The organism is Candidatus Polarisedimenticolaceae bacterium (genome assembly GCA_036275915.1).
Taxonomy (GTDB): Bacteria; Acidobacteriota; Polarisedimenticolia; order Polarisedimenticolales; family DASRJG01; genus DASRJG01.
In genome coordinates this window covers 575,531-589,465 of sequence record DASUCV010000004.1, presented here as the reverse complement: position 1 = coordinate 589,465, position 13,935 = coordinate 575,531, and the positions used below count along the sequence as shown (strand labels likewise).

The following is a 13,935-nucleotide window of genomic DNA, read 5'->3' as shown; positions in this document are numbered from 1 at the left end:
CAGTTCGCAATACGAGAGACGACGATATCAGAGGCGCGGAACGCGCGTCAAACTTCGGGAGGCGACACGGCGACGCGCAGGATGCGACGCCCGCGGACGCGCACGACCTCGAGCGTCCGCGGGCCGAACGGCACGGAGTCGCCGACCCTCGCGATGCGTCCCAGGCGCGCGAGCACGAGGCCGCCGACGGTGTCGACGTCCTCCTCGACGTCGTCGTGCGTCCCCGTCGCCGTCTCGAGCTCGGCGATCGTGAGCGACGCGTCGGCGAGGATTCGGCCACCGGGCTGGCGCACGACCTTGGGCGACTCCTGGTCGAACTCGTCTTGGATCTCGCCGATCAGCTCCTCGAGGATGTCCTCGAGGGTGACGAGCCCCGCGGTCCCGCCGTACTCGTCGACGACGATCGCGAGGTGGAACTTCTGCCGCTGGAAGAGCGCGAGCGCCTGCTGGATCTTCGCGCTCTCGGGGATGAAGAGGGGACGCCGCGCGAGCGCGGCCAGGGTCGGGGCGCCGATCGACGGCGGCGGCTGAATGAACAGGTCCTTGATGTGGACGATCCCGACGACGCGGTCGATCGTCCCGTCGCAGAGCGGAATGCGCGTGTGCCCGTACTCGCGGGCGCGGGCGAGGCTTTCCGCGTACGACCGGTTGGCGTCGAGCCAGAGGACGTCGCCCCGCGGCACCATGATCTGGCGCACCGCGCGGTCGGGGAAGTCGAGCGCCGCCGAGAGGAGGCGCCCGTGGGCCTCCGAGAGCGCGCCGCTCTTCCGGCTGACCGCGAGGATCATCCGCAGCTCGGCCTCGCTGTGCGCGAGGCTCCGCTCGGTCGGGGCGGGGAGGCCGATGAGGCGCACGACGAGGTTCGCGCTCCGGTTCATGAACGTGATCAGCGGCCAGAAGAGGAACCGGAAGACGCGCAGCGGCCACGACACGGCGAGCGCCGTCGCCTCGGCGTAGGTGATCGCGACGGTCTTCGGCACGAGCTCGCCGAGGACGACGTGGAGGAAGGTGATGAGGAGGAACGCGAGGACGATCGCGACGGTGTGCGCCGCCCCGGCCCTGAAGGCCCCCGCCCAGCCGAAGAGCGGCTCGAGGAGGTGCGCGAACGCCGGCTCGCCGACCCAGCCGAGGCCGAGGGACGTGAGGGTGATCCCGAGCTGACAGGCGGAGATCGCGGCGTCGAGGTGGCGCAGGACCTCGCGCGCCGCCGCCGCGCGCGGCACCCCGCGCTGGACGAGGTCCTCGATGCGCGTGACGCGCACGCGGACGAACCCGTACTCGGCCGCGACGAAGAATGCGTTGATCGCGACGATGAGGAGGGCGATGGCGACGAGGACCGCATCCATCAGCGCGGCAGTATAGGCGACCCCTCGGGGTCGATTAAGACCCCGCGCGCGAGGAACCACTTCAGGCGCGTCACGACCTCGCCGGCGGTCCGGAGGTGCGTCGGGTCGAACGCGACGACCTCGTCGCGATGCTCGGCGAGCCACCGCGCGATCAGCTCGACGTCGACCGGCTTCGGCCGAGAGGAGGTGGGGCCGGGCCCGCCGTCGAAGAACCGCTGCTCGAGGACCCGCTCGATGCGCGCGAGCCCGCCGCCCTTCGGACCGATCGCGATCGTGTCGACGAGACGGCCGTCGCGGATGAGCCAGGCCCTGAGGCTCCACGGCGCCTCGGCGGGCTCGAGGATGAGGATCGACTCGAGGCGCGCGGCGCGTGCGCCCCGCGGATGCACTTCACGCTGGACGTTGGCGGCCGGGGATTCGCGGCGGATCGCCGCGGCCTCGCGGATGAGCGCCGCGAGGCCGGAGCCCGCGGGCGCCAGCTCGAACCGGTGCACCGCGAATACGAGCGCGCGCACCCGGTCGCTGCGGCTTCCGCGATCGCGGAACCAGTCGCCGAGCCTTCGCCTGAGATTCCTCGACTTGCCGACGTAGAGGAGCGTGCCCTCCTCGTCGAAGAACCGGTACGTCCCGGGGACGGCGGGAATCGCGCGGAGATCGCCGGGCGTGAAGGCGTAGCGGTCCCACGGAAGGGCCTCGACCGGCGCGCGGCACGCGGACTCGAGCGCGGCCCACTCTTCGCCGGGCGCGCGGAGCGCGTCGAAGCACGCCGCGACCAGCTCGACGCGGCCGGCGGCATCGTCCGCGACGGTGACGGCGAGCCCGAGCGCGGCCGCGAGCGCCTCGATCGTCGCGTCGAGCGGGACTTCGCGGCGGCGCCGGGCGAGGAGCGGGATCGACAGCGGTCGGTCGAGCGGCTCGCCGAGCCAACCCTCGATCGCCGCGAGCCCTCCGCGCGGCGCGTGGAGCGCGACGTCGGCGCCCTCGAGAAGACCGCGCAGCTCTTCCTTGAGCGCGCCTCCGGGCGGCCAGAGCGCCAGCTCGCCGCCGCAGGCCGCGACGATCTCCTCGCCGCGCCGCCGCACCGCGGCGACCACCGTCAGCCTGACCGGCGCGTGCGCGGCCGCGCGCCCTCCCTCGACCAGGACGAAGGCGATGTCGCGGCCGGCCCGGAACGGCACGGGCGCAGCGTCCTCGACGACGGCGGACTCGGCGAGCGACCACGTGCCCGACCCGTAAGTGAGACGAGGGTCGTCGGCGAACGCCCCGCGCAGCACGAGTGCCGCCTGCGCCTCGTCGCCGATCGTGAGCGCGAGCAGCTCGCGCGCGAGGACGATCGAGCTCGTCGCCGACCCCGATGCGCGGAGATGTCGAACGGCCCGCTCCGCGACGACGGACGTCGGCCGCCTCTCCATCGTTACTTCGCGGCGCCGCCGGCCCTGAGGTGCACGACGAGCGACGCGACCTGCGCGTCGTCGAGCGGGCCCCCCATGAGCTGCGAGAAGCCGGGCATCTTCGGGCTCGCGGTCCCGTAGGCGATCACGTCGGCGATCGCCTTGTCGTCGTGAGAGGCGAGGTAGGCCTTGTCGAGTCCCGAGCCGTGGCACGGCGCGCAGATCGCGGTGAAGAGGGCGGCGCCGGTCTTCCCCGCCGCCGGTGCGGCGTGGCATCCGCCGCACGATCCCATGAGGAGCGACTGACCGGCGATCCTCGGATGCTCGCCGGGCTTGAGCGGTGTCTCGTGCACGACGATCTTCGCCTTGATGGTGAGGATCGTCCTCGGATGTTCCGGATCGTTGGTGACGACCGTGATCGTCTTGCGCACGTCGCCGACCTGGCCGGCCGGATCGAAGGTGACGAGCAGCGTTCCCGTCGATCCCGGCGGGACCGTCGCCGGATCGGCCACGGTCGCCGTGCAGCCGCACGACGGGTCCGCGGAGCGGATCTCGAGGGCCGCCGTGCCGGTGTTCCGGTAAGGCCACGCGTACGACTGCTTCTCGTCGGAGGGAATCGTCCCGAAGTCGTGCGTCGAGGCCTCGAACTTGATCGCGGGGCCGCCTTCCCCCGCGGCCGTGGCGAGGACGAGCGCGATTGCGGCCACCGTCTGCATCCCCACCGCCATGCGCCGGTTTGTACCATCCGCCCTCGCCCGCGTCAAAATGCGCGCGTGACGGACGAATGCCATGACCTCGCGATCGTGGGTGCCTCCGCCGCCGGGCTCATGGCCGCGATCCAGGCGGGCCGCGAGGCCGGGCGGCGGGGACGCCCGCTTCGCGTCGTCGCACTGGACGGCGCCGCGAGGCTCGGCGCCAAGATCCTCGTCGCTGGAGGTGGCCGCTGCAACGTCACGCACGACGTCGTCGACGAGCGCTCGTTCTCGGGCTCATCGGCCGCCGCCGTCCGCAACGTGCTGCGGCGCTTCGACGTCGCGGCGACGATCCGCTTCTTCGAGGAGCTGGGCGTTCCGCTCAAGCGCGAGGAGACGGGTAAGCTCTTCCCGGTCGATGACCGCGCCCGCAGCGTGCTCGAGGCGCTCCTCCGCGCGTGCCGCGACGTGAACGTCCGCCTCCTCCACCCGTGGCGTGCCGCGTCCATCGAGCGGTCGCAGGCCGGCTTCACGATCGCGGGACCCGGAGGCTCGATCGAGGCGGGGCGCGTCGTGCTCGCGACAGGCGGGCTCGCGCTCCCGAAGTCGGGGTCCGACGGAGCGGGGCTCGCGATGGCGCGCCGCCTCGGTCACACGACGGCGCCGGTGTTCCCCGCGCTCGTTCCGCTCGTCCTCGCCGATGGCGCCTTCGTCCGCTCGCTCGCGGGAATCGCGGTCCCGGCGCGCCTCACGCTGCGCTCGAGCTCCGGCAAGGCGTTCACGAAGATCGATGGTCCGGTGCTCTGCACGCACTTCGGCCTCTCCGGCCCCGCGGTGCTCGACATGAGCCGTCACTGGAACGCGGCGCGGCGCGAGGACCCGTCGGTCATGCTCACCCTCGACTGGATTCCCGGGTGGAGCTGGGACGACGACGGCACCGCGGGCGTTTGCCTGCGCAAGCACCTCCCCGAACGCTTGGCCGACGCGCTCTGCCGCGAGGCCGGCGTCGAGCCGGGCGCCCCGCTCGCACGGCTCTCCCGCGAGAGGCGCCGCGCGCTCCACGAGACGACCGGCGCGTGGCGCGTTCCGGTCACGGGCGATCGCGGTTTCACGCACGCCGAGGTGACGGCGGGCGGGATCCCGCTCCGCGAGGCGCATCTCACGACGCTCGAGTCGCGCGTCTGTCCCGGCCTTCACCTCGCGGGCGAGATCCTGGACGTCGACGGCAGGATCGGCGGCTACAACTTCCAGTGGGCGTGGGCGACGGGAACGATCGCGGGCTCTTCCGCGGCCGCGGCTCTGCTTCAGGACACCGCGTCGCGCTCCGGCGGCAGCACGCCGGCCGCCTCCAGGTAACCGAGCCCGCGCTTCTGAGCGTAGACGGCGCACTCCTTGATCTTCCGGAGGAGCGACGTCGCCATCGGCCCTTCGCCGGCCCGCGTCGCCGCGCCGATGATCTTGGCGCCGTGCCCCGCGAGGAAATCCACGAGCCCGCCGATCTCGGCCGGCGCGACGAACGCGCCCACCGCGGGGGACGAGCGCATCTCGAGCCCCAGGCTCTCCTTGAGCGACGGGAACGCCTCGCACGCTTCGGCGAACGGGCGGAACGCGGGGCTCAAGCAATCGGGCGGCGGCACGCCGGCGGCGCGGCAGATCGTCTCGAGACCGTCGACGTCCTTCGCGATCCAGAACGGGTGCGCGCGCCCGTGGAGGACGACCGCGTGCGCGGGCAGCACCTGCGGAAGCGCGGAGACGGCGCTCGCCCCGTTCGTCCACGGCTTGCCCTCGCGCGCGAGCCGCGGGAGGTCGTGGGCGATCCGGAGCGATGCGAGGAGATCGGTCCGGTAGGCGAGATCGCTTCCGAGATCGGGGATCTCGGCCGGCTCGACGAGCGGCGGAAGCGCGGGATCGATCTTCCCGAGCTGCGCGCGGGCGATCGCGTCGGCGGCCTCCGACGTCTCGGCGGAAGTGAACGCGACGACCGCGTCCGCGACCTTCTCCGCCGAATTTTCGGCGATGAAGAACGGCCTCCCGTCGAGGTGGAGATCGGCGTCGAACCCCTTGGCGGCGAGCCGGGCGGCCTCGTCAGGCTTGAAGTCGATCGCCTCGATGTTGCTCTTGAGGCGCTGCCAGAGGTTGCCGCCGGGATCGGGCTTCGGTGCCTCGGCAAGCTGCGAGAGCTGATCCAAGGCGACGGCGTAACGGCGTGCGACCCAACCGTTGCGGCGCACGCGGACCGCGTCCGCGACGAACGCCTCGGGGTTCACCTTCTTCCCCGCGATGAGGGGCGCGATGAGATCGTCGAAGAAGCCCAGGTCGATCGGATGGAACGAGACGAACCCCTTCATCGCGGCGCGGAGTCTATATGATGAGCGGCCCGCCGCGAACATGTCACAGGGAGGTCCCGATGGTCCGCGCGCTCCGCATCGTCACGCTCGTCTCGATCACGCTCCTCGTCTCGGCCGCGAAGCCCGAGCCGCCGGCGCCCGCCCTCGACAAGGACACCCTCGCCGCGCTCAAGGCGCGCGCGATCGGCCCCGCGATCATGGGCGGCCGCGTCTCGTCGATCGCGCTCGACCCATCGGACGGCGCGACGTTCTACGTCGGCCTCGGCACCGGCGGCATCATGAAGACGACGAACGCGGGCGCGTCGTTCTCGGCGATCTTCGAGAAGGAGAAGGTCGCCGCGATCGGCGACATCGCGGTGGCACCCTCCGACCCGAAGGTCGTCTGGGTCGGCAGCGGCGAGGGGAACGATCGCAACAGCTCGTCGTGGGGCGACGGCGTCTATCGCTCGGAAGATTCGGGCGCGACCTGGACGAACGTCGGCCTCGGCTTCTCGAAGGCGATCCCGCGCGTCGTCGTCGCGGCGAAGGACCCGAAGACCGCGTGGGTCGCGGTGATGGGCGATCTCTGGAACCCGGGCGGCGAGCGCGGCCTCTACAAGACGACCGACGCCGGCAAGAGCTGGAAGCGGCTCCTCTCGGCACCGTCGCCTCAAGACGCCGTCGCCGGCTGCGGCGACTTCGCCGTCGATCCGCAGAACCAGGACGTGATCTACGCCGCGCTCTACGCGCGCCGGCGGACACCCTGGTCGTTCGCCTACGGCGCCGCGGTTACCGACGGGAAGAACGTCTCGGGCATCTTCAAGACGATCGACGGCGGCGCCCACTGGACGAAGCTCACGAAGGGCCTTCCGGACGACACCGGCCGCATCGGCCTCGCGGTCTTCGCGAAGAACCCGCGCATCGTCTACGCGGTCGTCCAGTCGGACGAAGAAGGCAGCTCGACGTGGGGCGTGCGCTCCAAGAGCGGCGGCGTCTTCCGCTCGGACGACGCCGGGAGCACGTGGACGCGCGTCAACCCGCTCAACCCGCGGCCGTTCTACTTCAGCCAGATCCGCGTCGATCCGGAGTCCGACCAGCGCGTCTATCTTCTCGGGTATCTGGTGCACGTGTCCGACGACGGCGGGAAGTCGTTCCGCGAGGACGCCTTCAAGAAAGTCCACCCGGACTGCCACGCGCTCGTCATCGATCCCGCCAAGCGCGATCGTCTCCTCCTCGGCACCGACGGCGGCGTCTACCAGACCTACGACGTCGGCAAGACGTGGGACCTCCTCAACAAGTTCGCGGCGGGGGAGTACTACCGGATCAACGTCGACGACAGCGTTCCCTACCGGATCTGCGGCGGCCTCCAGGACAACTCGAACTTCGTCGGTCCGGTCCGCACCTACAGCAAAGACGGGATCATGAACTCCGACTGGATCCAGATCGGCGGCGGCGACGGCTTCTCGTGCGCGTTCGACTCGAAGAACCCGACTCTCGTCTACGCCGAATCGCAGGGCGGCGAGATGCACCGCTTCGATTTCGCCACCGGCGAGATCAAGGTGGTGAAGCCCGAGCCCGCGGAGGGAACGCCCGGCTACCGCTTCCACTGGAACTCGCCGCTCATCGGGAGCGTGCACGAGCCCGGCGTCCTCTACCTCGCGGGCAACCGCGTCTTCCGCTTCACGAACAAGGGCGAGAACTGGAAGGCGATCAGCCCCGATCTCACCGCGAAGATCGCCGATCGCATCGAGACGGTCGGCAGCGGCGCCGAGACGTACGGCATCGTCTACACGCTCGCGGAGTCGCCGGTGAAGAAGGGGATGCTCTGGGCCGGCACCGACGACGGCAAGCTCTGGGTCACCGAGGACGACGGCGGGACGTGGAGCGAACTCACCTCGAGCCTCCCCGCCGCGGCCAAGGGCGAGTGGATCTCGCGCGTCGAGCCCGGCCACGACGCCGCGACCGCGTACCTCGTCGTCGACGCGCATCGCTCCGGCAAGCTCACCCCGATGATCTGGCGCACCGGCGATCGCGGGAAGAGCTGGGCGAGCGTCTCGGGCGACCTGCCCGACGGCGGCCCCGCGAAGGTCGTGCGTGAAGACCCGACGCGCCCCGACGTCCTCTACGCCGGCACCGAGTTCGGCCTCTTCGCCACGCTCGACCGCGGCGCGCACTGGGTCCCGTTCGGCGGCCTCCCCACCGTCGCCGTCGACGACATCCTCGTGCACCCGCGCGAGAAGGATCTCGTCATCGCCACGCACGGCCGCAGCCTCTTCGTCGTCGACGACGTGAGCGCGCTCGGCGCTCTCACGAAGGAAGCCCGTTCCGAGGACGCGAAGCTCTTCCCGATCCGCGCGGTCCTGGGCCGCTACCCGTACCCCGGCTGGGTCGACTCCTCGGGCGGCACGGTCTACCGCGGCGACAACCCGCCCGACGGCGCGCTGCTCACCTTCTGGGTGAAGGCGACCGGACCCGACCCCGTGAAGATCGAGATCAAGAACGCCTCCGACCAGACCGTGGCCAACCTCACCGCGCCCGCGATCGCCGGCCTCGGCCGCGTCGCGTGGGACCTCAAGCCGACGAAGGACGTGCTCACCGAATACGGCGGCGAGGGCTCGCTCTTTGTGCGTCCGGGGACCTACACCGCGATCCTCACGCTGGGGAAGGCGACGTCCAAGCAGAGCTTCGACGTGAAGATCGCGCCCGGAATCGAGACGCGTTAGGTCGTCTTCGCCGGCCGGTTCGCGGCTACACTCCCCCAAGAACGTCAGGGGGAGACATGAAACGCTTCGTGTGCCTTTCGATTGTCGTGCTCGCGCTGTCCTTGGCTCGAGCAGCGTCCGATCCGTCGGCCGACCCGCAGGGCTGGCTTCGCGATCTCGATGCGGCGAAGCCGAAGGCCGAAGGGTGGAAAGTCGACAAGATGCGGGTCGAGCTGGGCCCGGCGCATCTCGACATCGAGAGCGGCTGGCTCGTTCCGGTCGCCGGCCCCGCTCCTCAGCAGGAATTCCTCTTCATGGGTCAGGCGCGCTTCGTCCTGGCGACGGACGACCCGGTCGAGGGGTATCAGCTCGACCTCTTCACCGGGCACGAGGCGCTCGACGAGCCGGTGACGAGCGCGGTCTTCGCCATGGGAAACGATGCGGTGGTCGAAGCGATCTCCTCCCGCCCCGGAGCGGCGGCTCTCGACGCCACCGTGACACGCGACGCCGCGGCGCTGTTCAAGGACTGGCGGGCCTCGCGGGAATACCGCCGCGGAGGGGTGCGATTCAACGCGCTTGCGGACGCGGCCGGCGATCGTCCGGCACAGCGATTCTGCGCGACGTGGTGCGCATCGCCCCGGCTCGGCCATTTCTACTTCGACGTGTCACCGTTCGCGAAGGAGCCGATCACGCTCAAGCAGTTCGTGCCGATACGGGCGGGCGACCAGGACAAGGACTCCTGGCAATCGTGGCTGAAGCGCGAGCAAGCGCAAGGCCGCGAGCTGACGACCGAGCTGGAAGACTATGGAAGCTGGGACACCTGGTATTCGTCCGGACTCGCGACGAAGTCGGGCACGGCGTACGGCCACCAGTCGTTCGAGCCCGATCATTACGATCTCCAGCTCGCCGTCGACGATGCCGTGGAGAGCGTCACCGGCAACGTCACGATCGCGCTTTCGGCCCGCGCCGACGGAGCGAGCAGCTTCCGGCTCTCGCTGTATCCGGACCTCGTCGTGGATGCCGTGACGGTCGGAGACGCTCCTGTTCCCTGGGTTCGAAGCAAGTATGACGTCGTGGCGATGCTCGCGAGTCAGGCCCTGGTCGGGGACAAGCTCGTCGCGCACGTCAAGTACCACGGAGTTCTGTTCGCGCGGACGCCCGACGGGCTCATGAGCAAGCGGACCACGCAGGATTGGTATCCGCACGCGGGGACGATCGACCGCGCGACGTACAAGGTCGAGCTCGAGGGCCCCGAGTCCTACGGAATCCTCGGCGCCGGGAAGCTGCTCGACACCTCCACCACCGCCGGCCGGCGCCGGCAGGTTCGCGAGCTCGACAAGCCGACCGATTTCTTCGGGTTCGAGATCGGGAAGTTCAAAATCATCGACCGAACGATCGGTCACGTCGCGCTCCAGATCGGCTTCCTGAGCGATCAGCGCACCGCCGGGGAGGCCGATCGCGAGAAGACGATCGCGACGATCGCCGACGCGCTGACCGCCTACGAGCAGAAATTCGGGCCGTACCCGCTCGATACGCTGAGCGTCGCGACGACGCGCTACGACTTCGCTCAAGGGTTCCTCGGTTTCGTCACGCTCGCGGACGACATCGTCCAGGGCATCGCGCTCGAGGGGAGCGACGCGCTCGATCAGCGCCGCATCGTCGCGCACGAGCTCGCCCACCAGTGGTGGGGCAACCTCGTCGGCTGGGCGCGCGACGGCGACGTGTGGCTGAGCGAGTCGCTCGCGAACTACTCCGCGTCGATCTTCCGGAATGCCGAGGCGGCGAAGACGGGACAGAAGGTTCAGGCCGCGTACCTCGATCTCGAAATCAATGCCGCCACGCTCGCCACAGCGACCGCCGCGGACCGGCCGCTCGAAGCGATGGGCCCTCTGGCCATCGGGTCGCGACTTCAGTCCAGTCTCAGCCGCGATGCCTATCACGCCGTCATCTACGAGAAGGGCGCGATGGTCCTGACGCTCCTCGCGGAGCAGCTCGGAGAGGAACCGTTTCTCGGCATGCTCAAGGAGGTCGCGCAGCGCGCCCAGTTCCGCTGCCTCGACACGGAGACCGTGCTGGGTGCGATCGGAAAGATGTCCGGACGCGACGTCGAGCCGTTCATGCGCCAGTTCATTCGCGGCGTCGGCTACCCCGAGATCCACTACGACTACGCCATCGCCCCGGTCGACGGCGGATTCGCCGTACGCGGTGCCGTGCATCAGGTCGCGCGCGGCGTTCGCCGCGACCGTCTCGTCAAGGTCGGCGACCGCGGCTTCGACATTCAGCCCACGTTCCGCGTCCTGCAATCCGACGAGAAGGCGCAGGCGTCGATCGCCGCCATGCTTCCGATCGAGGAATCGTCATCGGACGCTCCGCGCTCCGCCAACCTCGGCGACTGGAAGATTCTCGCGCCGGGTCGCTCGAACCAGATGCGGGGGTTCCGGACCACCGTGGCCGTGTCCGGCCCGGAAACGCCGATCGCCTTGAAGGTGGCTCAGCAGCCGTCGGCGCTGCACCTCGACCCGCGCGGCATGGTGCCCACGACGGTGATCGACGCCACGCAGGAGCCGAAGCGATCGCTCGCGGCGCAGGCCGCGGCGCGTCAATCGACCGGACAGACGGATCAGGCCAAGGCGCTCTACGAGCGCGCGCTGACGATGAAGCTCACCGCGCCTCCCGCCAACGCCGTTGAGCAGAAGAAGAGCGAGACCGGCTGGTGGAACGATCGTCTCGACGGCCGCATCCATTTGCGGCTGGCAGAGATCGCGCTCGACGCCGGCCGCGTCGACGATGCGACCGGCGCGATCGGCGATCGGACGGTCGGGGTCGCCGTCGACGCGGACGACTACGGCGACGAGACGCGGGCGCGATTCGTCCGTGACATGCTCCGGGCGCGTCTCGCGCTGCGCGCGGGCGACGCTTCCGGCGCCTACAAGGTGCTCAGCAAGAACCTCTACCTTTACTTCGAGCAGAAGGAGACCGACACCGTCTTCGACGCCGCGCGCAAGAACCGTCGCGCCGAAGGCGACATCGGGACGGGCGGCGACTACCTCCTCTACGCGGCCGCCGCCCATGCGACCGGTCATGAAGACGTCTGCCGCGAGGCGACCGCCGAAGCGAAGCGTCACGGGGCCGATGCGTCGCTCCTCGCGGAGCTGCACGCGGCGGGGCGTTAGCGAAGCCGGAAGTCGACGCGGATCACGAGAGGGACTTCGATCGGCCGGCCCGCCCTTGTGGCAGGCCTGTAACGTCGCGAGCGGACGGAGTCGGCGGCTGACTGGTTAAACATCGCACTCGTCGACTTGAGAACATGCAGCGAGCCGACGCTTCCATCCTCACGAATGCGCGCAAGGAGGATGACACTTCCTTCGATGCGCGCACCTCGGGCAAGCTTGGGATAGGTCGGCGGCCGCTCCGATACAAGAGTGGGAAGAGCGACGTCATCGCCGATGTCGCCGCGCGCATTCCATTCCTCGGGGTACCGAGCGAGAAATGCAGCGCCCAGTCCGCGGGCATCGCCGGGATTCGCATCGAGGTAGTCGAGCACTTTGAGCGACTTCGGCCGCTCGGTCGAAACCAGGACGGTCTGATAAATCTCGAGCATCCGCTCGACCTGCGGATCCGCGTTCCTCGCGCGGACCGAATCGAACAGCGGTTGTGTCGAGGTCCAGGGCACTCGGCCGAGACCGTTACGCAGAACAGCGATGTCGATCGCGAGCCGAACCGATTCGTCGTCTGTCGGCGCCGACGCCAAGAGCGCCGCTGTGTCGTTCCAACGCTTCAGATCGACGAGCAAGGCCGTCGTGGCACCGTAGACATCGGGGTTTCTCGGCTCGGTTACCCGCCATGTCTCGTAAGCCTTCAACGCTTCGTGGGACCGGCCGGACGCCCGCAACGAGATCGCGCGCAGCGCGAGGAGTTTCGGCTGCCCCGGCGTCTTCGAAAGAGCGCTCGAGATTGCATCGGCCGCCTTCTGGCCGTAAGCCAAACTTTTTTCTTGATCTCCCTGCGTGAGAGCGTCCTCTGCCCGGATGAGGTTCAGGCGGCAAGTGAGCTGCTGGTACTCCGAGCTCTCCGAAGCGGATTTCTTGGCCGCCTTCAGGTGCTCTTCGCCGCAATAATCGTTCTTCATGGCGATGCAGGCCGCCGCGGCGGTGAGCTGCCCTTGCACGTTCTTCGGATCCGTCGCCAGCAGTGGCGCGAGCAACTTGAGCGCCCCAGGATAGTCGCCGCTCTGCACCAGGAGCTGAGCCTGGCTCACGGGATCGATCGGGGGGCCTGCGGCGCCGAGCCAGGTGATGAGAACGGCTATGGCCCAGATCATGTGCCGGCGCGAAGGAGGAAGTCGACCCGAATCGTCCAAGCGACTTCGACCGGAGCACCGGCCTTGGTCGCGGGCTTGAAACGCATCGAGTTGACGCTCGCGATCGCCGGGTCGCTGAACAACGGATTCGAGGATCGCAGGACGTGCACCGAGCCGACGCTGCCGTCCGACCGGATACGTGCCACCACGACCACGACGCCTTCGATGCGCGCGCGTCGCGCGATATCGGGATACTTCGGCGTGTCACCGGATACTCTTTCCGGAGGCGTTGCATCGCCGACCGGTAGCTTGCCCTCACGGGCCTTGTCGAGGAGCGCGCGACCGACGCCCAGGGTGTCGGCGGGATCGGCGTCGAGATAGTCCAGCATCTGGAGCGGCGTCGGTGACCCGGAAGCCGCAAGAACCGTCCGGAATGCATCGAGCGAGCGTCCGATCTGCGGATCGCTGGTGCGCGAACGGACCGAATCGAACAGCGGTTGGATCGTGCTCCAGGGAACCCGGCCGAGACCGCTGAACAGAACGGCGGTGTCGATGGCGAGCCGGAGCGACGCGTCGTCGCTCGGCACCGTTCCCAATAGCGCCGTCGTCTCGTTCCAGCGGTCAGCATTCGCCAGCACCGCCGCCGTCATGGCGTACGCCTCGGGATTCTTCGGCTCCGCGCCGCGCCAGGCCTCGCAGGCCCGGAGTGCCTCATCGTTCCGTCTGGCGGCGCGGAGTGCCATCGCGTGAAGCGCCAGGAGCTTCGGTTGACCGGGAGACTCCGCGAGCGCCTTCGAGATCGAGGCGGCCGCCTTGTCCGCCAAGGACTTGCTTCTCTTGAGGTCGCTCTGCTGCAGTGCCATGTCGGATTCGATGAGGTAGAGACGGCCGCGCAGGGAGTCGTAGCCGGTCGTCTCCTTCGCGAGCTTCTCGATCGCTTCGAGGTTCTGCTCGCCGCAGTAAACGTTCTTCAGCGCGACGCACGCTGCAGCCGCGGTGAGACGCGCTTGGATGTTCTTGGGTTCCGACGCGATGAGTGGATCGAGGAGAGTCAATGCTCCCTTGAAGTCGCCGTGACGGATGAGATCTTGGGCCTGAGCTACTCGATTGTCGTCGGCAGCCGAAGCGCTCAACCCGACGACGGCGGCCACGATGATTGCGAAACGCATGCGTCCCC

9 protein-coding genes are annotated in these 13,935 nt (G+C 69.4%); 3 read left to right on the top strand and 6 right to left on the bottom strand.

Annotation, left to right across the window (positions count from 1 at the left end):
- Positions 1–47 precede the first annotated feature (47 nt).
- Genes VFV19_04870 through VFV19_04860 form a run of 3 tightly spaced genes read right to left on the bottom strand, consistent with a single transcriptional unit; the run spans position 48 to position 3,465 of the window.
- The gene (locus tag VFV19_04870; protein HEX4823618.1) at positions 48–1,346 is read right to left on the bottom strand and encodes a hemolysin family protein; all 1,299 of its coding nucleotides are present in this window, start codon (positions 1,344–1,346) and stop codon (positions 48–50) included.
- Positions 1,346–2,758 (bottom strand): nucleotide excision repair endonuclease, encoded by a 1,413-nt coding sequence (locus VFV19_04865; protein ID HEX4823617.1) that lies wholly within the window; start codon positions 2,756–2,758, stop codon positions 1,346–1,348. Before VFV19_04865 ends, VFV19_04870 begins: the two co-directional genes overlap by 1 nt.
- 2 nt (positions 2,759–2,760) lie before the next feature.
- Positions 2,761–3,465 carry a DUF1573 domain-containing protein gene (locus VFV19_04860; protein ID HEX4823616.1) on the bottom strand — a complete coding sequence of 235 codons (705 nt, stop codon included), beginning with the start codon at positions 3,463–3,465 and terminating at the stop codon, positions 2,761–2,763.
- Positions 3,466–3,510: 45 nt separating this feature from the next.
- Here VFV19_04860 and VFV19_04855 point away from each other — a divergent pair, with 45 nt between their 5' ends.
- Positions 3,511–4,785 carry an NAD(P)/FAD-dependent oxidoreductase gene (locus VFV19_04855; protein ID HEX4823615.1) on the top strand — a complete coding sequence of 425 codons (1,275 nt, stop codon included), beginning with the start codon at positions 3,511–3,513 and terminating at the stop codon, positions 4,783–4,785.
- Here VFV19_04855 and VFV19_04850 read toward each other — a convergent pair.
- A complete protein-coding gene (locus tag VFV19_04850; protein HEX4823614.1) occupies positions 4,734–5,777 on the bottom strand; it encodes a hypothetical protein in 1,044 nt (347 codons plus the stop codon). The genes VFV19_04855 and VFV19_04850 overlap by 52 nt on opposite strands.
- A 59-nt stretch (positions 5,778–5,836) precedes the next feature.
- Here VFV19_04850 and VFV19_04845 point away from each other — a divergent pair, with 59 nt between their 5' ends.
- Positions 5,837–8,479 carry a hypothetical protein gene (locus VFV19_04845; protein HEX4823613.1) on the top strand — a complete coding sequence of 881 codons (2,643 nt, stop codon included), beginning with the start codon at positions 5,837–5,839 and terminating at the stop codon, positions 8,477–8,479.
- 56 nt (positions 8,480–8,535) lie between these two features.
- Positions 8,536–11,631, top strand: coding sequence for a M1 family aminopeptidase (locus VFV19_04840; protein ID HEX4823612.1), 3,096 nt, complete (start codon positions 8,536–8,538; stop codon positions 11,629–11,631).
- Here VFV19_04840 and VFV19_04835 read toward each other — a convergent pair.
- A complete protein-coding gene (locus VFV19_04835) occupies positions 11,628–12,779 on the bottom strand; it encodes a TonB family protein (GenBank protein ID HEX4823611.1) in 1,152 nt (383 codons plus the stop codon). The genes VFV19_04840 and VFV19_04835 overlap by 4 nt on opposite strands.
- On the bottom strand, positions 12,776–13,927 hold the full coding sequence (locus VFV19_04830; GenBank protein HEX4823610.1) for a TonB family protein: 1,152 nt from the start codon (positions 13,925–13,927) through the stop codon (positions 12,776–12,778). The genes VFV19_04835 and VFV19_04830 overlap by 4 nt, the downstream gene beginning before the upstream one ends.
- Positions 13,928–13,935 lie beyond the last annotated feature (8 nt).

Excerpts from the sequence above, each read along its gene's own strand:
- VFV19_04870 (HEX4823618.1), bottom strand. The coding sequence starts at position 1,346 with ATGGATGCGGTCCTCGTCGCCATCGCCCTCCTCATCGTCGCGATCAAC.
- VFV19_04865 (HEX4823617.1), bottom strand. The coding sequence starts at position 2,758 with ATGGAGAGGCGGCCGACGTCCGTCGTCGCGGAGCGGGCCGTTCGACAT.
- VFV19_04860 (HEX4823616.1), bottom strand. The coding sequence starts at position 3,465 with ATGGCGGTGGGGATGCAGACGGTGGCCGCAATCGCGCTCGTCCTCGCC.
- VFV19_04850 (HEX4823614.1), bottom strand. The coding sequence starts at position 5,777 with ATGAAGGGGTTCGTCTCGTTCCATCCGATCGACCTGGGCTTCTTCGAC.
- VFV19_04845 (HEX4823613.1), top strand. The coding sequence starts at position 5,837 with ATGGTCCGCGCGCTCCGCATCGTCACGCTCGTCTCGATCACGCTCCTC.
- VFV19_04840 (HEX4823612.1), top strand. The coding sequence starts at position 8,536 with ATGAAACGCTTCGTGTGCCTTTCGATTGTCGTGCTCGCGCTGTCCTTG.
- VFV19_04835 (HEX4823611.1), bottom strand. The coding sequence starts at position 12,779 with ATGATCTGGGCCATAGCCGTTCTCATCACCTGGCTCGGCGCCGCAGGC.
- VFV19_04830 (HEX4823610.1), bottom strand. The coding sequence starts at position 13,927 with ATGCGTTTCGCAATCATCGTGGCCGCCGTCGTCGGGTTGAGCGCTTCG.